General features: G+C 37.6%; 20 protein-coding genes. 5 read left to right on the top strand and 15 right to left on the bottom strand.

The window, feature by feature from the left end:
* Nucleotides 1–211 precede the first annotated feature (211 nt).
* Nucleotides 212–646, top strand: coding sequence for a hypothetical protein (locus BN1243_RS18935; protein ID WP_062109474.1), 435 nt, complete (start codon nt 212–214; stop codon nt 644–646).
* 96 nt (nt 647–742) lie between these two features.
* On the opposite strand, the gene pseI is transcribed toward BN1243_RS18935, so the two are convergent.
* The 12 genes from pseI to yugI form a co-directional block, all read right to left on the bottom strand.
* Nucleotides 743–1789, bottom strand: coding sequence for a pseudaminic acid synthase (pseI, locus tag BN1243_RS18930; RefSeq protein ID WP_062109472.1), 1047 nt, complete (start codon nt 1787–1789; stop codon nt 743–745).
* Nucleotides 1770–2483 (bottom strand): WbqC family protein, encoded by a 714-nt coding sequence (locus BN1243_RS18925; RefSeq protein WP_062109470.1) that lies wholly within the window; start codon nt 2481–2483, stop codon nt 1770–1772. The genes pseI and BN1243_RS18925 overlap by 20 nt, the downstream gene beginning before the upstream one ends.
* Nucleotides 2480–2989 (bottom strand): GNAT family N-acetyltransferase, encoded by a 510-nt coding sequence (locus BN1243_RS18920; RefSeq protein WP_062109469.1) that lies wholly within the window; start codon nt 2987–2989, stop codon nt 2480–2482. Before BN1243_RS18920 ends, BN1243_RS18925 begins: the two co-directional genes overlap by 4 nt.
* A 4-nt stretch (nt 2990–2993) precedes the next feature.
* The gene (pseG, locus tag BN1243_RS18915; RefSeq protein ID WP_062109468.1) at nt 2994–4058 is read right to left on the bottom strand and encodes a UDP-2,4-diacetamido-2,4,6-trideoxy-beta-L-altropyranose hydrolase; all 1065 of its coding nucleotides are present in this window, start codon (nt 4056–4058) and stop codon (nt 2994–2996) included.
* Nucleotides 4039–4821 (bottom strand): cytidylyltransferase domain-containing protein, encoded by a 783-nt coding sequence (locus BN1243_RS18910; RefSeq protein ID WP_062109467.1) that lies wholly within the window; start codon nt 4819–4821, stop codon nt 4039–4041. Before BN1243_RS18910 ends, pseG begins: the two co-directional genes overlap by 20 nt.
* Nucleotides 4821–6026: a UDP-4-amino-4,6-dideoxy-N-acetyl-beta-L-altrosamine transaminase gene (gene pseC / locus BN1243_RS18905; RefSeq protein WP_062109466.1), complete on the bottom strand. Its 1206-nt coding sequence runs from the start codon at nt 6024–6026 to the stop codon at nt 4821–4823. The genes BN1243_RS18910 and pseC overlap by 1 nt, the downstream gene beginning before the upstream one ends.
* 15 nt (nt 6027–6041) lie before the next feature.
* A complete protein-coding gene (locus BN1243_RS18900; RefSeq protein ID WP_062110786.1) occupies nt 6042–6986 on the bottom strand; it encodes a dTDP-glucose 4,6-dehydratase in 945 nt (314 codons plus the stop codon).
* A gap of 14 nt (nt 6987–7000) precedes the next feature.
* Nucleotides 7001–8005, bottom strand: coding sequence for an SDR family NAD(P)-dependent oxidoreductase (locus BN1243_RS18895; RefSeq protein WP_062109465.1), 1005 nt, complete (start codon nt 8003–8005; stop codon nt 7001–7003).
* Between the two features lie 3 nt (nt 8006–8008).
* Nucleotides 8009–9400 carry a CDP-glycerol glycerophosphotransferase family protein gene (locus tag BN1243_RS18890; RefSeq protein WP_062109463.1) on the bottom strand — a complete coding sequence of 464 codons (1392 nt, stop codon included), beginning with the start codon at nt 9398–9400 and terminating at the stop codon, nt 8009–8011.
* A 5-nt stretch (nt 9401–9405) separates the two neighbouring features.
* Complete coding sequence (locus BN1243_RS18885; protein ID WP_062109461.1) at nt 9406–10173, bottom strand: glycosyltransferase family 2 protein; 768 nt, start codon at nt 10171–10173, stop codon at nt 9406–9408.
* Between the two features lie 200 nt (nt 10174–10373).
* Nucleotides 10374–11618 carry a Glu/Leu/Phe/Val family dehydrogenase gene (locus BN1243_RS18880; RefSeq protein WP_062109460.1) on the bottom strand — a complete coding sequence of 415 codons (1245 nt, stop codon included), beginning with the start codon at nt 11616–11618 and terminating at the stop codon, nt 10374–10376.
* Nucleotides 11619–11986: 368 nt separating this feature from the next.
* Nucleotides 11987–12382, bottom strand: coding sequence for a S1 domain-containing post-transcriptional regulator GSP13 (gene yugI / locus BN1243_RS18875; protein WP_062109458.1), 396 nt, complete (start codon nt 12380–12382; stop codon nt 11987–11989).
* A 262-nt stretch (nt 12383–12644) separates the two neighbouring features.
* Between yugI and BN1243_RS18870 the strand changes: the two genes are divergently transcribed.
* Entirely contained in the window at nt 12645–13460 is an 816-nt protein-coding gene (locus BN1243_RS18870) for an alpha/beta fold hydrolase (protein ID WP_326569853.1), read from the top strand.
* Nucleotides 13461–13530: 70 nt separating this feature from the next.
* Nucleotides 13531–14697, top strand: a complete 1167-nt coding sequence (locus BN1243_RS18865) for a MalY/PatB family protein (RefSeq protein WP_062109454.1) — start codon at nt 13531–13533, stop codon at nt 14695–14697.
* 125 nt (nt 14698–14822) lie between these two features.
* Here BN1243_RS18865 and BN1243_RS18860 read toward each other — a convergent pair whose 3' ends face one another.
* From BN1243_RS18860 to BN1243_RS18850, 3 genes are all read right to left on the bottom strand, one after another.
* A complete protein-coding gene (locus tag BN1243_RS18860; RefSeq protein ID WP_062109453.1) occupies nt 14823–15350 on the bottom strand; it encodes a superoxide dismutase family protein in 528 nt (175 codons plus the stop codon).
* Between the two features lie 231 nt (nt 15351–15581).
* Complete coding sequence (locus BN1243_RS18855; protein ID WP_062110785.1) at nt 15582–15809, bottom strand: hypothetical protein; 228 nt, start codon at nt 15807–15809, stop codon at nt 15582–15584.
* A gap of 108 nt (nt 15810–15917) precedes the next feature.
* Nucleotides 15918–16652 carry a peptidylprolyl isomerase gene (locus BN1243_RS18850; RefSeq protein WP_069201805.1) on the bottom strand — a complete coding sequence of 245 codons (735 nt, stop codon included), beginning with the start codon at nt 16650–16652 and terminating at the stop codon, nt 15918–15920.
* Between the two features lie 115 nt (nt 16653–16767).
* Between BN1243_RS18850 and BN1243_RS18845 the strand changes: the two genes are divergently transcribed.
* Together BN1243_RS18845 and BN1243_RS18840 are read left to right on the top strand one after the other, a co-directional pair.
* Nucleotides 16768–17169: a kinase-associated lipoprotein KapB gene (locus tag BN1243_RS18845; RefSeq protein WP_062109451.1), complete on the top strand. Its 402-nt coding sequence runs from the start codon at nt 16768–16770 to the stop codon at nt 17167–17169.
* A 436-nt stretch (nt 17170–17605) separates the two neighbouring features.
* Nucleotides 17606–18820, top strand: a complete 1215-nt coding sequence (locus BN1243_RS18840; RefSeq protein ID WP_062109449.1) for an MFS transporter — start codon at nt 17606–17608, stop codon at nt 18818–18820.
* Nucleotides 18821–18894 lie beyond the last annotated feature (74 nt).

Genomic DNA, 18894 nt, shown 5'->3' with positions numbered 1-18894 from the left:
TTCGGTCCGTATTCTTTCGAGTTAGAGATTTAATCTTTCAAGTTCGAACATTTTTCTTTTAAATTCGTTTTTCCTTTGCGAGATCCCTCCCCTTATGAGCAGCAAGTGAGAATAACTTCTACAAAAAGCGAGTTTAATCCTCTTTCTATTATATGTCTTTTGGCTTATAATATTTCTAGACTTAAATATTTAAAGAAAGGGTGGTTTACTCATGGCAGATCGTGCATTACTTGAATTGTTGGTTCAAAAAGTAACGAATTTGGAAGAAACAGTCATATCTGACATAAAGGAAATTAAAACAAGAGTTAATGAAATCGATACTAGAGTTTCTGGAATTGAAACAAAAGTTAATGAAATCGACACTAGAGTTTCTAACATTGAAACAAAAGTTAATGAAATCGACACTAGAGTTTCTAACATTGAAACAAAGGTTAATGAAATCGACACTAGAGTTACCGACATTGAAACAAAAGCAGATAGAATCGAAAGTAAAGTGGACTCTATTGCTAAGCAAGTTGCAGAAAACTCAGAAAAAATTAGCGATTTATATGTTGGTCAAATAAAATTGGAAAATCATTACGAAACACTCGCTCTGAAATCTTTTGAATACGAAGTAGAGTTAAGAAAAATAAAAAGAGCAAAATAACCCCTTATATAAAATTGAAAAAGTGCAGTTAATCTCTCAAAAGGTTAAGCTGCCCAATATACATGGCAGCTTTTTTAAAATTATTATTTCCCCACTTTATAACAGATCCCAACTTACAGGCGTTCCCTTCTCAACATCTTTTTTTATCTTTTTCCCTAAAATTATATCAATATATTTTGGCGGTAATCCATTTCCTGGTCGTATTGCTCGTATATTATCTTTTGTTAACACATCTCCCCTTTTCATTTCCTCAGTAATATAAAGAGAACGACGATATTGGAGAGATTGCGTTTCTTTCTCAGTAGGACCATATGAAATTTCCCCGATGGAATGCCATGCTTTTTCCGTTTCGCTTACAAGGGAACGAAATTCCTCCGGCTCCAACGAAAAGGCTGCATCAACGCCGCCTTCTGCTCGTGATAATGTTAAATGCTTCTCAATAACGGTTGCTCCCATTGCCACACTAGCTACTGCGACTCCAACGCCTAACGTATGGTCAGATAAACCAACTTCACACCCGAACAATTCTTTCATATGTGGAATTGTGGCAATATTGGAGTTCGTCGGCTCAGCGGGGTATGTGCTTGTGCATTTCAATAACACTAAGTCTTTACAGCCTGCCTTTCTAGCAGTCTTTACGGTCTCATCTAACTCTGCGAGCGAAGCCATCCCGGTAGAGATAATTAATGGCTTTCCAGTTGAGGCTGCCTTTCGAATTAATGGAAGATCATTATTTTCAAAAGAGGCAATTTTATAGCATGAAACATTTAATGTTTCCAGAAAGTCCACTGCCGTTTCATCAAAAGGAGTACTGAAAGGAACCATTCCTAATTCCTTACATTTATCAAAAATCGCTTGATGCCATTCCCACGGCGTATGTGCTTCATCATAAAGCTCGAAAAGGTTTTTCCCAGTCCAAGGATTTTCTGGATCACCAACATAAAAGTCCCCACTGTCCAAATTTAACGTCATCGTCTCTGGTGTATATGTCTGAAGCTTCAATCCATGTGCTCCTGCTTTAGCCGCGGCTTCAACAATCTCAAGAGCTCTTTCTAATGATCGGTTATGGTTTCCAGACATCTCTGCGATGATGAATGGTTTGTTATTACTCCCAATCGAGTAATTACCGATTTGAATCGTCATTTCCCTTCCCTCCTATATCGTTTTTCGTTTCTTCAAAGCCTATATTGGCAATCATATCCACTATCGAAAGATGGGAGATAAAATTTGAATTTTTCAGTTGTAAATAAGGCTGTGGAGAGTATGAAAAATATTCGATGTTAATATCGCTTTTTGCAAATAGGTCCTCTTCATCAATATATTGTTTGGAGCCAGGTGGACTAATGTATGTGTCCGCTCGCAATTGCTGGCAAATATTGATGAGATATTCTGATCTTTTTCCACTTACTGCTATATCACTACTTTTCACAAATGTTGGATGTAGATCTAATTTTTCAGATATCCCCTTAATTATTTTGATATTCAAATCGACTAAAAACTTATTTTCTGAATCAATCCATTCCTTCAATAAAGGGATAATCTCCTCAGCAAAAGGATATTTTATATATGCTTGCTTTAACGTTTGAAGGTGTTTTCTCTTCCAAGGTTTGCTATGATCAATTTTAACTTCTGAGATCAATTGTGTACTCTTTCCCTTTTTTAAAATAGGGACTGTTAAATAATGCTCCTTCCCATTGAGTAAAATTCGATTTCTTTGCTGCCACGAACCTTTTGAAAATTGGACATCATCGAGAAAGACGAATGTATCAACAGTTGAAAGCAAAGAAAAATAACCTGCCCAAGGAAGATATGTTGGTTGCATAATGGCGCATTTCATTCTAGCTCACCCTTCTCCCATTCCTGTTTGAGGATGGAGTAAATGACCTGATCACGAAACTTGCCGTTAGAATAATGGGCATCTCTTTCAATTCCTTCTTGTTGGAATCCAACCTTTTCATAAAGATGGATAGCAGATTCATTATCTGGAAAGACATGAAGCCATAAACGATGGACTTGCAATACTTCAAAGGCATATTTAATCGCAAAAAGAAGTGCTGAATAGCCCAGTCCTTTTCCTCGTGCTTCTGGATCACCAATATACATTTGAAAGTAAGCCGAATAATGATGCGGATTGTGAGTTAATGCAACATTGCCTCGATGGTCCAATTCGTCATAGACAGCCCATATATAATAGTGGGTCTGTTTCTCGATCCACTTCCGGTGAGAAGCGACAGTAATCTGTTTCGTTAATCCAAAACCTTCGGCAACACTCGGATCATTTAACCATTGAACTGTTTTTTCGTCATGTTCTTTTGTATAAGGAAGAAACCTTATTTTCTTCAATTTTCTACTCCTTTCCCAATAAATGTGGTATCACTCGTTCAACACCATAACCATCCACATTTCTCACACTATTTTTATATAATTCTCCTAATTTCCTTTCATTGTGAATAAAACGATGAAATTTGTGTATAAACTCATCGCTCTTCATGGAATTTGCTTGACCTAAATAAACGCACAACCCTTTTTCATCAAGATCCTCGACAATATTAATTTGATTATCAGCGATAGCTAAATAGGCTGCTGGCAGACCAACACAGGCACGTTCCCATGTTGTAATACCGGGAGCACCAAGGGCTACTTCACATTCAGCCAGCGATTCAGCCATATTAGGTACATCCTGCTCCCATTGCACTCTTTCCCTATACTTTTCTTGTAAAAGCTGGAGCAAATCCGTATATGGATAATGCTTTCCAACAATGATTCTTAAATGTAAATAAGGAAAATTCTCTAATAATAGCAGACTATACGTATATGTGAAATTTTTCAGATCCATTCCACCAAAAAACACATGAACTTTCCGAATCGTTTTAAAGGATGGCGGGACTCTTTTTTGATAGGTTTTAAAAGGGGCCTTTAAAAGGGCAAATGAGCTACCTAATAAGAGCTGACAGCTTTCAGGTATGAGGGTCGAATAAGAATACCGTTGCACCCCAAAAGTTTGATCTAGTAAAACATCACAATCATGTTTACGATTCGCTAAATCATCAATGACCATGATCTTCTTAACGTAAGGACGCATAGAATGCTCCCAGGCATAATCAAGTTGATAGTGATCAATAATAAGCCAATCTACTTGCTCCATCATTTGTAAAACACCGATTGTTTCTTTCATATCGGTCTTCATTGAAAAATTCGTAATTCTACCTATCGTTGTGACGACAAATCCTTTAGTCCAAAGAAGGTGACAAAGGTTTCCTTCATCAGCACGACAGATGAAAGAAACCTTTGCTCCTACCTCATGTAATTTTTCTGCCAGGATGAGACAGCGCGAAATATGCCCTGAGCCGAGTTCTGTCGATGCATCGGCACGGAAAACGACTTTTAATCGATTACTCCAATGTCGTGGCACGATTAACCTCCTCTACTAATTCTAGATCATCCCGCCATTTCAACTGAACATCCTTATTTATTTCCCAAACCTCTGGATGTTGAACCAAGTAGTCTCTCATCTCCTTATAAAACAACGGACGATGACCAATATGGAGATTTTCATAGAGCTTCTGAAACATTTCGAGGTCCTTTATTTCATCAATCGTTAAACGCCATTCTGGGTAAAGTAATTCTGAAGGTAAATCAAGATTTAATACGGAAAAATAAGAGGGATTGTTGAGAAAATAAAAAGGTAAATATTCTGTATGGGTTAGTGGTTTTACAAGATTAGTGAGACGTTCAAGTGCCTTAACATTGATGACATTACCTGCTGTTCCAACGCTGCTTGCTTTTGCCTGCGTATAATCTGCATCATTTTTTAAATGTTCTTGAATGAGAAAGCTTGAAATCTCAGGCGAAACGGCCGGATTATCACCAGTCACCCTGAAGACAATATCTGCGTTCACTGCCTTTGCAGCCTCAATCGTTCTATCTACGAGATTTTCAGGATCTCCTCTTACAACCGTAACTTTCCCATCTAATGTAATAGCTTCTAAAGGATTATCTTGCGGGAGATAGGAGGTAGCTAAAACGACTGCATCCGCTTCTGGGATAGCTAAGCAATTCATTAGACAACGCTCGATTAAGGAAATTCCATTAATAGGTAATAATGCTTTCAGCGGAAGTCTTGTTGATTTTAGGCGGCAGCTGACAACAACTGCAATTTTCGGTTTTTTTCTCATTATTCCACATCCTTCCTTGAATAAAAATGAATGACTTTATTCACGGCCGCAATAACATCTCTAACATCTTTTTCCTCCATTTTTGGAAATAAAGGTAATGTGATGATCTCATTGTAAATATCTTCTGCAGTAAGGCAAATGCCAGATTGATAGCCTAATTTATGATAAAAGGGTTGGGTATGAACGGGAATATAATGTACATTGACACCGATATTTTCTTTCTGTAAAGCTTCATATATTGCTTTCCGATCCGCTGTTAATCTTTCTAAATTTAATCTAATAACATACAAATGCCAGCTTGAATCTGCTCCTGACATTTGTTTAGGGCAGATAATCTCCTCCATCTTTTTAAATGCTTCATTGTAAAAAGCAACATACTTCTTTCTCCGTTCGATAAAGATATCTACTTTCTGTAACTGTGACAATCCTAGTGCCGCTTGCATATCCGTCATTCGATAGTTGTAACCTAGATATTGCATTTCATAATACCAAGGTCCATCATATTTAAAACATTCATTAGCATCTTTCGTAATCCCGTGAGTACGAAATTGGAGCAATTTTTGATAATAGTCCTTATTATTTGTCGTGATCATTCCACCTTCACCAGTCGTAATATGTTTGACTGGATGCAGGCTAAACATTGTCATCTCACTGAGTGCTCCAATTTTCCTATTCTTATAGTGAGCCCCTAGAGCATGGGCGGCATCCTCGATCACGATTAAATTATATTTTTTTGCAAGCTTATGAATCTCATCCAAATCTACAGGTTGACCTGCAAAATGTACTGGGATTATCGCTTTTGTATTCTTTGTTATTTTTGCTTCAATCGATCTCGGATCAATATTATAAGTTGCGGGATCAATATCAGCAAAAACGGGCTTTCCACCCGTATAGAGAATACAATTAGCACTTGCGACAAATGTAAGCGGAGACGTAATCACTTCATCATTTTTAGCAATCCCAGCTGCAAAACAAGCCGCATGGAGGGCGGCTGTTCCGTTGGAAAATGCAATAGCATACTTTGCTCCGACGTATTTGGCAAACGCCTGTTCAAATCGACCTACTGCTGGACCAGTCGTTAAATAATCACTTTTTAATACGTCGACCACGGCCTGAATATCATTCTCATCAATCCACTGTCCGCCATATGGTAGAAAATCTTTTCTAATGGATGGACCTCCGTATACTGCTAGTTTTTCTCCCATTTTGAAAACTCCTTTTTACCCTTTGACAGATTTAATCCATTTTTCTGTTCGTTTAATTCCTTCTTCTAACGAGATTTTCGGCTCCCAGTTTAATAACCTTTTTGCCTTTTCAAAATTACAAAGCAACTTCGGAATTTCGCTTTGCGGGTGAATATGTTCGACATGTTGGATTTTGGATGAATCTTTGGCAATCAATAAAGCAAGATCGTTAATCGCAATATCTCTGCCTGTACCCGCGTTGACGATTTCCCCATTGACTTCATCTGAATAACCTGCGGCAACTACAAAGTCGGCGCAATCTTCAACGTAGAGCAAATCTCTTGTTTGAGTCCCATCTCCATAAATATTTAATACCTTGCCATCTAACTGATTGTGAATAAATATCGCCACAACCCCACCTTCACCCCCAGTTTTTTGAAAAGGACCATATGTGTTAAATGGGCGGACAACGACAACAGGTAAACCGTATGCATAAAAATAAGATAACACCATATTCTCTGCAGCAATTTTTGATCCAGCGTAAGGAGAAGCTGGTTTGATCGGATCTACTTCTTGAATCCCACTCTCATCCTCTGCTCGGTCATACACCATGCAAGTACTCATAAATACTAGTTTCGTATCGTATTTTTTACACAGTTCCAAAATATAAAAAGTGGCGATCGTATCATTAGCAAAAGTTGTTTCAGGATCATCAATACTATCTTGCACATTAATGCTTGCGCCTAAGTGATAACAAATATCAAACTGATGCTCTTTAAACAATTGTTCTAGTTTGCCTTTTTCTTTAATATCTTCATGAGTAAAGTGGCGAAAATTTTCATAATACGTAAACTCTTCTATGTTCTTCGTACTCGAGTTTGATAGATTATCAACGATCCATACTTGATGACCATCATCTAATAATTTTTTCGTTACCCATCTGCCGATAAAACCTGCTCCACCCGTCACTAGAACATTCATAACGCCATCTCCTTTCAAATCAAATTTTCTCCTTTTATAAAAAATCGTAGTTCTTCCTTCGTAATCGGTTGCTGATCGCCTGATTGATATGTGCCTGGTGTAGCTTTTTTGCTATTCTCATAGGGTAATATCGAAAGAAAAGGCCCTGGGATGACAAACATTTGCGGTAATTCAAATGCATGGAGAGATTCATCATATGTCATTAACTCTTCATACTTCTTCTCTCCAGGCCGTAAACCAATTTCCTTAATTTTGATTTCTTCCAGAGGGATATTGTACTTTTCGCCTACTTCCTCGATCATCACTTCTACTAAATCGCTTAAAGAGATGACCGGCATTTTTAAGATGAAAGTCTCCCCGCCTACCGCTAATTTCATTGCTTGGATCGTTAATGATGCAGCTTGTTGAACAGTCATCATGAATCGACTCATCTGTTTGTCTGTAACAGTAATTTCTTTACCCTCGATAATTTGCTCTTTAAATAGCGGAATAACAGATCCTCGCGATCCCATTACATTTCCGAAGCGAACACTCGCAAAAATCGTCTTTGCCGACCCTTTCGATAATTCTGCCGACGTAATCAGCTTTTCCGCGGTCAGTTTTGTCGCGCCGTAATTATTTGTTGGAGAAATAGCTTTATCTGTACTCGTAAAAACTACCTTTTTTACTTTTTGTGCAATCGCTGCTTTTATAACGTTATGGGTTCCGACAATATTTGTTAAAACCGCCTCATAAGGGTTATATTCGCAAAAGGATACATGTTTCATCGCCGCAGTATGAAAGACATAATCAATATCCTCCATCGCACTATAAACGCGATCATACATCCGGACATCGCCAATTAAAAACCGCAACTTTCGATTGTTATTCCATTTGCTTTGCATAGTAAATTGTTTATGTTCATCTCGACTAAAAATTCGAACGACCTCAGGTTCTTCCTCAAGAACTCTTTCCATAATCCTTCGCCCAATCGTCCCCGTTCCACCAATAATTAATATTTTTTTTCCTTTGAAAAACATACGTTACACCTCCCCTACTGAAAATTCTTGGATAATATTTTGGATTTGAAGAGTGGAGTGCTTAATTGGATAGTTGCTAGCAATAAACGCTTCCCTGATTTGTTTTGCCGATTTCTGAGATGAAGTGGAAGTTAAAATGGAGTGAATCGTTTTTTTAATATCTAACGTATTCGTTAATACGAGATTGCCCAATGAATCAAAATAGGGGTAATCTCGATTTGCATTTGGGGATTTATATACAACGACTGGCTTATCTAATAACATCGCCTCTAAACCAACGGTCGAATTGGCTACAACGACGATATCAGAAGTTGCAATTAAACTATAAAGAGGAATTTCTGTTGTTACATACTTAACTTGTGGATATCTTTTCTCTAATTCGATGTAGCATTCTGTGCGGTTCTTCGCTTTTTCCCATGGATGTGGTTTAATAATGACTTGAATGTTCGGATCCATCGCGATTAAATTTGTTAGCTCCACATAAAAATCAGTATTAAACGGTTGAGTCGCCATTAATACAGTCTTTTTAGCTTGAGATAATTTTAATTGTTTGAGTACTTGTTGACGATTTAAATGCTGGTTCGTAAAAATGCTATCATAGCGGGGATGACCAGCAATATGAATTTGCTCCTCACTAACACCCCTTTGCACATACCAATCTTTTTCAAATTGCCCATATACAAGATAGTTCGAAGCAAAGGCAGGTATATACGCTTCCTCTCCTAGGATCAGACCGTGCTGTAAACAGAAACTTGGAATTCCATGAATCGCCGCAAACAGGCTCAAAACACGACTAGTTAATTCCTCAGTTGTTCCAACTAATATTGCGGAGATTGGCTCATGATCAAATATAGAATCACACATCTCAATAGTGTCAATCATTTTCGGAATATCGGATAGAAACCGTTCTTGAAACTCTCTTTTTCCAAAGACAGGATGATGATCATGATTTTCAAAAAGTTGTTCTGCTTTTTGGATGAACGAGGGTTTATCGGAGTGATTATTGATAAAATCTTTCATACTAATAACAGGTATTTGATAAAGTTCTTTTGCTTTCCATCTTGTTAGCACCAGTGTTGTTTGCGGCGAAAATTGCAAATAATTTTCCGGCAAAAATCGAAGATAGTCAAAATTAATTAACAGCTTTCCTTGTTTAAATTGCATCGGTGCACGTAAAGGTTTTAGCCATTTTTCGAAGTGCGGTTGAATGTCGCTTTCATTGAATGTTTGTTTAGAGTTGAATTCAGGATTTTCCATTTCTGATTTCAATTCTTCATCCAAATAGTGATAAAAATTACTTAAAAGTGGCAATGGGATATTTTTATAGTTTAAGCTGGAAAACGCCTCTATAAATTCTACGTTTAGTAACCAATAATTTTTCAAATACACATCCATCTTCTTCACCTCCTTTTTTTTCGTAAATCCTCCCGAAGTTCTTGGCAAGTTCGTTGTTCCGGCAATAATTGGGCAAATTCAGATGGATCTGTTGAAAACAACTGATAATGAATCGATTGCGGTGTGATCAAATTTTCATCAAGCACTTCATTAATCGGATAAAAAGGCCAAAAATGGTTTAATCTCCAAAAGAAACGAGCATCCCCAATCCGGTAAAATTGTGGGTCCTCATCCCAATAAGAGCCCCAATTTTTTTCGATAACAGACAGAATAGATGCTCTGTGCATAATTGCACAATGATCGAGCGCACAAGGAGCTATCCACGTAACGGACTTAGCAGGTCTCGTTATTTCTTTCTTTGTATCTCCATTTTCATCGAGGTAAGTTGTTTGCGAACTAGAATAGACGATTTGCACACTCGGATGATGATCTAAATAGTTAACCATTTTTTCTAATCGATTAGGTTTATAGCAATTATCATCAGTTGCATACGTAATGTATTCACCCTGGGCAAAGTTCAACGCTTCATTGATCAATACTGCATAGCGAGTTTTCTTCACACGCTCTTCCATCTTTTGAATATCACTTCGAAAAAAGTGTACTCTCTCATCTTTTAAAAAAGGCTCTATGACACGCTGAGTTTCCTCTCCAGAATTATCATCCATTAATAGCAGCTCAAAGTCTGTAAAAGTTTGGTTTAGCACAGCAGAAATAGCTTTCTGAATATATTCGGGCTTATTGTAACTTGTCATGATGATAGATACTTTTGGCAAAATGATCCTCCCTTCCTTTAAGAGATTCTTTTGTATTCTACGTTCAAAATCCAAATCAGTAAGTGCGAATAAACTAGTTACAAAAAAATGGTTGTCTACACTACAAAAAAAGCGATCACCCCCATGGTGATCGCAGCTTTTTTATAGAGTTTATAGGGGAAGCAAAATTTTATATTTTGCTCCGCTTAATATTTAAATTTTTACACCCAACCTCTAAAACGAGATGCTTCTGCAGCATTACGTAGACCAACCATGTAAGCAGCAAGACGCATATTAACACGACGGTTATCGGCTGTGTTATATACATTTTCAAATGCTTCTACTAGTTTTTTCCGAAGCTTTTCGTTAACCTCATCTTCAGTCCAATAGTAGCCTTGGTTATTCTGAACCCACTCAAAGTAGGATACTGTCACGCCTCCAGCACTTGCCAAAACATCCGGGACGAGCAATACTCCTTTTTCGGTTAAAATTCGAGTTGCCTCTTCAGTTGTTGGCCCATTTGCGGCTTCCACAACGATTGATGCTTTAATATTTGGAGCATTCTCCCCAGTAATCTGATTAGCTACTGCAGCTGGAACGATAATATCACAATCAAGTTCAAATAATTCTTTATTTGTTATTGTATCTTCAAATAAAGTTGTTACCGTACCGAAGCTATCACGGCGATCCAATAAATAATCAATATCTAATCCGTCTGGGTCGTGTAAGGCACCATAGGCATCAGAAATCCCTACGATTTTAGCTCCAGCGTCATACAAGAATTTTGATAAGAAGCTGCCAGCATTTCCAAATCCTTGAATAACGATGCGAGCATCCTTAATTTCAAGCCCTCGTTTTTTTGCAGCTTCTTCAATACAGATTGTTACTCCCTGAGCTGTTGCCTTTTCTCTACCTTGTGAACCGCCTAATACAATTGGCTTTCCGGTAATAAATCCAGGTGCGTCATTTTCACGAAGACGGCTATATTCATCCATCATCCATGCCATAATTTGCGAATTCGTATAAACATCAGGAGCGGGAATGTCTTTACTCGGTCCAACGATTTGGCTGATTGCCCGGACATAACCACGACTAAGTCTTTCGATTTCTCCCATTGACATCGTGCGCGGATCACAAATAATTCCGCCTTTCCCACCACCATACGGGAGATTGACAATTCCACATTTAATTGTCATCCACATGGACATTGCTTTTACTTCTTCCTCATTTACATCAGGGTGAAACCGTACTCCGCCCTTTGTTGGACCAACAGAATCATTATGTTGAGCACGAAAACCTGTAAAAACCTTAACGGAGCCATCATCCATACGAACTGGAATTCGAACCGTCATCATTCTTATTGGTTCCTTCAATAATTCATACATTTCCTCTCCAAAACCAAGCATGTGGAGGCCTTCTTTGATTACCTCTTGAGTTGATGTAAACAAGTTTAGATTTTCTGCCATTGTTTCATTTCGCCTCTTTATTTTATAATCAGATTCATAATTGCCGATGAAAATTTCCTAATTCCAAAATGGTCTAATGTCTAAAATTCACTGATTCCTAAAAAGGTTAAGCCATTCTCTTACGAAATACAAGGTTAATCTTCAAAAAGCAGCTAGGATATCCGCCTGCAAGCGGTTTTAATTGACCCATCCCGTATCCCATTTTCTGCTTAATTCGCTATTCCCTCCCTGATCGCATGTTGATTGACTCAATTTTACCATAGAATCAAGTCAAAATGATAGGGTTGAACGTGGTTGATTTTCATAGAAATATTAGGAGACTCGTCAAAAAAAGGGATGTCTATGTTTAGAAGACATCCCTTTTCACTTTATTTCTTAATTAGATCATTCGCTTGAGACTGTTCAATCCACTCTTGCAGCTTATCTTTAAGAGTGTTAAATCCTTCAGCCTCGGCTTCTGGTGTTGCTGCTTTTACTGTACCTTGGCGGCGAGGTTTTTTTGGTTGTTGTCTTACTGGTTCTTCCTCTGTTGCCTTAATGGAAAGACTAATTTTGCCCTTTTCTTCGTCCACTTGAATGACCTTAACTTTTACTTCATCCCCGACGGATAGAACATCATTAATATCTTTAACAAAACCGTGTTTAATTTCGGAAATATGGACAAGACCTTGTGTCTGCTCATCCAATGCAACAAAGGCACCGTATGGTTGAATACCTGTTACCTTTCCTGTCAAGACTGAACCTGATTCATATTTTGTTGTCATGGAAACACTCCCAATTTTTATTTAATTTCATTCCAATTTCGCAATTGTGTATTATATCATTGTAAACTGGGGAAAGTAAAATGTTTCGCATGAGGTCTGCATTCATAAGTAGTAAATAACGCATGTTACATACCTTATTGTCTTCAAACCTTTAAATAACTTTCCACATAAATGACTTACCCTTTTTTTACCTTGTTCAAACATTTTATGTGAAATTTATTGTCCGATCGGGAAATATAGAATAGAGGTGAAAACTATGCAAATGAATGGTTCAACTATTCAAATCAATGGCGTTGATTTTTATTATGAAAAATTTGATCATAAGAAAAATGTGGAAACAATCCTCTTATTACATGGATTTTTGTCCTCTACCTTTTGCTACCGAAAATTAGCACCACTGCTAGCGAATGATTTCAATGTGATTTCAATTGATTACCCTCCTTTTGGTAAAAGTGGCAAAATCAAAAATTTTACATACTCCTACCAAAATATCGCGGAATGTATTATAAAATTACTTACACAACTGGGATATGAAAAGATCTACGCTGCTGGTCATTCGATGGGGGGACAAATTGTTCTTAGTATGATGCAGAAACAACCCGATTTGATAAAAAAGGGAATATTATTATGCAGTTCCGCTTACTTACCTAAGATGAAACCGGCACTTACGTATTTTTCCTACCTGCCTTTCTTTGACAGATTAATAAAACGCCAACTTGGGAAAACAGGTGTACTTGGAAATTTACATAGTGTTGTTTATGATCAAAAAATGATCGATGAAGAAATGATTCAAGGCTATACAGATCCTTTTCGCGATGATCAAATTTTCATCGCCCTCAGGAAAATGATTCGCGATTTTGAAGGTGACCTTAAATATGATGTCCTTGAAACGATTAATAATCCTTGTCTCCTTGTGTGGGGCGAAAATGATCGGATTGTTCCATTAAATTTAGGAAAACGCCTTGCCCACGACTTACCAAATGCAAAGCTTGTTGTTTTTTCAAAAACTGGCCATTTACTTCCTGAAGAAAAGCCATGGGAAGTGTATAAAGAAATACGAAATTTCCTTTGCAAATAGCTTTTTCTTTAATTTCAACGATTCTACATATAATATAGAATTATCTTGATTTCGTTTAGGGGGTATAAGAATGAACAACCTTGATCAAAGTATCGATAGAAAAAATACGCTCTCCCTTAAGTGGGATGGCATGAAACCAGGTTTTGGTGATGATGAACTTTTAGCAATGTGGGTCGCCGACATGGATTTCCGTCCTCCCGAAAAAGTAATTGAAGTAATGAGAGAACGAGTTGAACACGGAATTTTCGGGTATACCCTTATTGGAGATAGTACGATTGAAGCAATCACCGACTGGGTTCGTAAACAGCATAATTGGGAGATTAAACCAGAATGGCTACTATTTAGCCCAGGAGTAGTCCCTTCCATTGGAATGGCTATTCAGGCTTTTACTGAAGTGGGAGATAAAGTATTATTACAATCACCTGTCTACACACCATTTTTCAATATGATTGAAAGTAATATGCGGGAAGTTGTGAATTCTCCTTTAAAAATTGTAAATGGTCGCTATGAAATTGATTTTGTTGATTTTGAAGAAAAGTTAAAAAGTGGCGTAAAATTATTTTTATTATGCAGCCCGCACAATCCAGGTGGTCGGGTTTGGACAAAAGAAGAGCTTGTTAAGATTGTGGAACTTTGCCAGAAATACGAAGTGGTAATTGCTTCTGATGAAATTCATGCTGATATTGTCCATGCACCTCATCAGCATATTCCATTGGCTTCAATTGACCAAGCTTACGATGATACAGTCATTACATTCATGGCGCCTAGCAAAACGTTCAATTTAGCTGGCTTACAAGCTTCTTTTATGGTTATTCCTAATCCAGAAATGCGCAAAAAAATGACAGCCATTCAAAAACTCCAAGGTTTTTCACAAATGAATACATTTGGTGTCATCGCTATGGAAGCAGCCTATCGATATGGTGAGGATTGGCTAAAAGATGGTATTTCTTACATAAAAGAAAATATTGATCTCGTTCAAAAAGAAATAGCAGAACATTTACCTGAATTAGAAGTAATGGCTCCTGAAGGTACATATCTCATTTGGATTGATTGCCGAAAAACTGGATTAAATGATCAAGAAATACGTGAGAGATTACTGAAAAAGGGAAAACTCGCTGTCAATTTCGGACAATCATACGGTGATGGCGGTGAAGGATTTATCCGCTTGAATGTGGCTTGTCCTCGGTCAATTGTTGAAGAAGGCTTGGAAAGACTGAAAGTTTCTTTTAAAAATTAGTCCTATTGGAAAAACACACGGATTTTATATGACCCGTGTGTTTTTAGTATGATGAATAGGAACTCATGAAATAAGCCAAGTGTGTCCTTCATCCAGGCGATGATGGACACTCCCACCCTTCCCCCTTATTTAGCTGGTTTTCTGTCTTTCGTAATTTCCCCACATGCAATACGGCCCCCTGAATTACCAGCGGGTTGGGTCATTCCATCATCTGCGTTTTCGTGAATGACGATGGATGTTCCCTCCTTTGTATAAAGAGATTTTTTCCCTTCTTTGAATTCAACCCCGCTTGCAACAAAATCAACCTTAACACTACCAGCTTCATCAACTGTTAAATTTGGAAGATCGCCCGCATGTGGACCTTTCGGATTTAATAGGCCATGCTCCTTATCTTCTGGGTTAAAATGATCTCCCGCTGACAAAAAGTCAGGTGCCTCACATTCTCCCTTATCATGAATATGAATGGCATGTTCTCCTGGCGGAAGTCCCTTTAAATCAACTTTCACTTTAACACCACCAGCTTGCTCTTCCAAATTAATTTTCCCAAGCGAATCTCCATCGGCATTTTTCATATCGATATCCAACTTTTTGGGAGGTGGATTCGTACAAGCAACTAAAAATAGACAAATAATGAACAGAGAAATTTTCTTCACACATAGCCCTCCCTAAAGAATTCATTGTTCGTCATTATTGCCAACCATATTGGGAAATAACCTAATTTTTTATGAAAAATAAGGAGGAATAGCATGGTACAGAGAATTTCAAAATAATTAAAATTAAGTTAAAAGGAGTCTTTTGTAATCCCTCATAATGACCAAAGGGTTTCAAAACAAAGAAAATAGTCCTTAATAAATTTATTAAGGACTAAATAGTTAGATCGTTTATTATAGGTGCTTGTTTTTCTCTTCTTGGTTTAGTCGTTCCTCTAATTCCTTCGCTTCTTTTTCCTGCTTCTTGGATAACTTTTTTAAAAAGACGACGACTAAAACGGCCGCAACAACAACTAGCGCAAGTTGTATAAACGCCGGTATATACTCAGATTTATCTTCAGGAAAATATAATGGGATAATAGACAATACAAACGTATCAAAAATCGATAACAATGGAAACATCCTTTCCAAAACAATGTATTCTCATTATATCAAAGGATAGGACCCTAAACCAATTTCAATCTTCGACAAATATGTGAAAAACCGCCGAAATCGGCGGTTTTCCCCTGCTTATTCCTTAATTATATCTATGCTCTCAATTACGACATCACTAACTGGCTTGTCTGCACGTCCAGTTTCTACGTTAGCAATGTTATCAACAATATCCATACCTTCTACTACTTGACCAAACACAGTATGTCTATGGTCAAGATGAGGTGTTCCGCCATTTTTCATATAAGCCTCAATGATCTCTTTCGGAAAACCAGCATTTTCTAATTGGGATTGATAACCTGCATCTAAATAGCTATTTTGAACGATAAAAAATTGGCTGCCATTTGTATTTGGTCCAGCATTTGCCATGGAAAGAGCACCGCGTAAGTTAAATAATTCCATTGAAAATTCATCTTCAAAAGAATCGCCATAAATACTTTCTCCACCCATACCTGTACCTGTAGGGTCGCCACCTTGAATCATGAAATCTTTAATAATGCGGTGGAAAATAATACCATTGTAATAGCCATCTTTTGCATGAGTGATAAAGTTTTCAACAGTTTTTGGTGCTTGTTCTGGAAAAAGTTTAATTTTAATGGAACCCATATTTGTGTTCATTTGCACCAATTTTTCATTTTCTAATACTTCTGTTGTTAACTGTGGGTATATTGTTTGATCCGTCATTTCTGCATCTCCTTCTTTTTTGTCTAACTGTTTTGCGACAACTTCATCCAATAATCTTATTTCATATCCCTGTGTCCCGCAAGCAGTTAATATTAGTATGGAAAAAAGCAGAATAAGTATTTTCTTCATCTTCTTTCCCTCCAAAAGTTACTTTACAGGAAATGGGAAAAAAAATCATCCTTCTTTCCTTTTTTCCCATTCTCTACCATAATGGAAGAAAGAACGTGTTAAAGGAGGTATGACCATGAACATTGGAGATATCGTCATCACGAATAAAAAGACTGGTAAATATATTGGTGAAATAACTGCATCGAACGAAGATATGTATACAATCCGTATACTTGCTGTTTTAAATCATCCGAGACAAGGTGATTTACATAACCCCTTGGATGCAGATGTTCCTTTTTTTCATGAAAGAAAGGCACTGGCGTATCGGGAACAGACAAATGTTCAAAAAAGAATTGTGAAACCATATAACGAAGAAGTTCCTGATTATAAGGAATCTTTAAAAGAAGCCGTTGAAAAACTCCGCGAAACGCTCGAAGCTGATTCAGATCATCCTTATAATAAACGAGCTTTAGAAGCATTAAATGGTGTAATAAAAGAATACGAGCTTATGTATTCCATGCATATCAAAAAGGAATAAATCATTGTTCAGTCCGAATCGTTACCGTAACTCTCAGAAATAGCACAGTACGGGAACGATTCTGCGCCAATCGTTACCGTAACTCCCAAAAATAGTACGGTGCGGGAACGATTCGGCCTCAATCGTTACCGTAACTCCCAAAAATAGCACGGTGCGGGAACGATTCGGCCTCAATCGTTACCGTTCTCTCAGAAATAGCACAGTACGGGAACGATTTTGCGCCAATCGTTACCGTTTTCCTCAGAAATAGCATATAGCAGCAAGCGGAGATCAAATCGAATATTTTTCTCCACTTGCTCTTTTTGATTAAAAACTTACTCCCCCAAAAAATGGAGCTAATTCTTATAATCGCACTCAGTAATCTTGAATTAATTTGTGAAACATTTATAATATTACTTAGGGTAACGAAATACTTTTCGATCAAGAAGGTGTTATTATCAGTAATGCAAAACGTAATCTGTTGATTATGTGGATTTGTAACTTCATCATCGCGGCAAGTATGACAATGGTTACACCGTTTATTTCACTATATATTGAGTCATTCGGGGATTTTAGTGAAGAATATGTGCAACGCTGGGCTGGTCTTGTTTTTGCAGTTACCTTCCTAAGTGCCTTCCTTTTTTCACCCCTATGGGGAAAGATTGGTGATAAATATGGATTCAAACCAATACTTTTATTAACAGGGTATGGGATTGCAGCTTCCGTGTTTGTCATGGGACTTGTGGATAATGTCATGGGACTCTTTCTTTTGAGATTATTCATGGGAGTTGTGACAGGTTTTATCCCAACTTCCATCGCCTTGATTTCCAAACAAACTCCTAAAGAGGAAGCCGGAAAAACACTTGGCACATTACAAATGGGGAATGTTTCTGGTAGTTTATTTGGCCCACTAATCGGCGGAATGATGGCAGATTCGTTTGGGTTTGAATACACATTTATCATCACATCTATCGGGGTTGCCATTTCAGCAACACTCGTACTCTTTGGAATTCGCGAAATTAGACCAACAGAGGCTGAACAGCGAGCAATTAAACCGCACACAAGTAAAGATGTTATAAAACTCATACTCAATAAAAAGCTATTGATTATGGTCATGTTGATTGCCTTATTAATCCAAATAGGGAACTTTAGCATTCAACCGCTTCTTGCGCTTTATGTTAGTGATTTGACAGGAGCTGCAAGTGTTGCCTTTCTTTCGGGTCTAGCGTTTTCTGCAACAGGATTCGGTAATCTTTTGTTAACTAGACAATGGGGAAAACTTGGAGATTCGATCGGCTATGAAAAAGTATTATTAATTCTCCTTGTGCTTGCCTCCATTTTAATTGTCCCACAGGCACTTGTTCACGAGCTTTGGCAATTAGTTTTATTAAGATTTCTATACGGAATGGCAGTTGGCGGCATGCTTCCATGTATTACTGCCTATATTCGAATGGAAGCTCCACTTGATATGCAAGGGGAAGTCCTTGGTTATAACCAAAGCTTCCGATTTTTAGGTAATGTTGTTGGCCCTACATTAGGTGGATATGTAGCAGGGGTCTTTGGTGGAATTTCATCTGTTTTTTATGTCACAGGAGGATTGTTCCTCCTTGGTGTTGTACTTCTATGGTGGAGTCTCAAGCATAAACAGGAAAATTTAAGAGAAAGCTATTAAACTTCCAGTCTAAAACTGGAAGTTTTTTATTTCAATAACCACGAACGGTTTACGAACACTTTGTGAACAATATA

The sequence above is a fragment of the Bacillus niameyensis genome (assembly GCF_001375535.1).
GTDB classification, from domain to species: Bacteria; Bacillota; Bacilli; order Bacillales; family Bacillaceae_C; genus Lederbergia; species Lederbergia niameyensis.
Note: the sequence above shows the minus strand (reverse complement) of the source record. Positions and strands in the feature narration are given on the sequence as shown.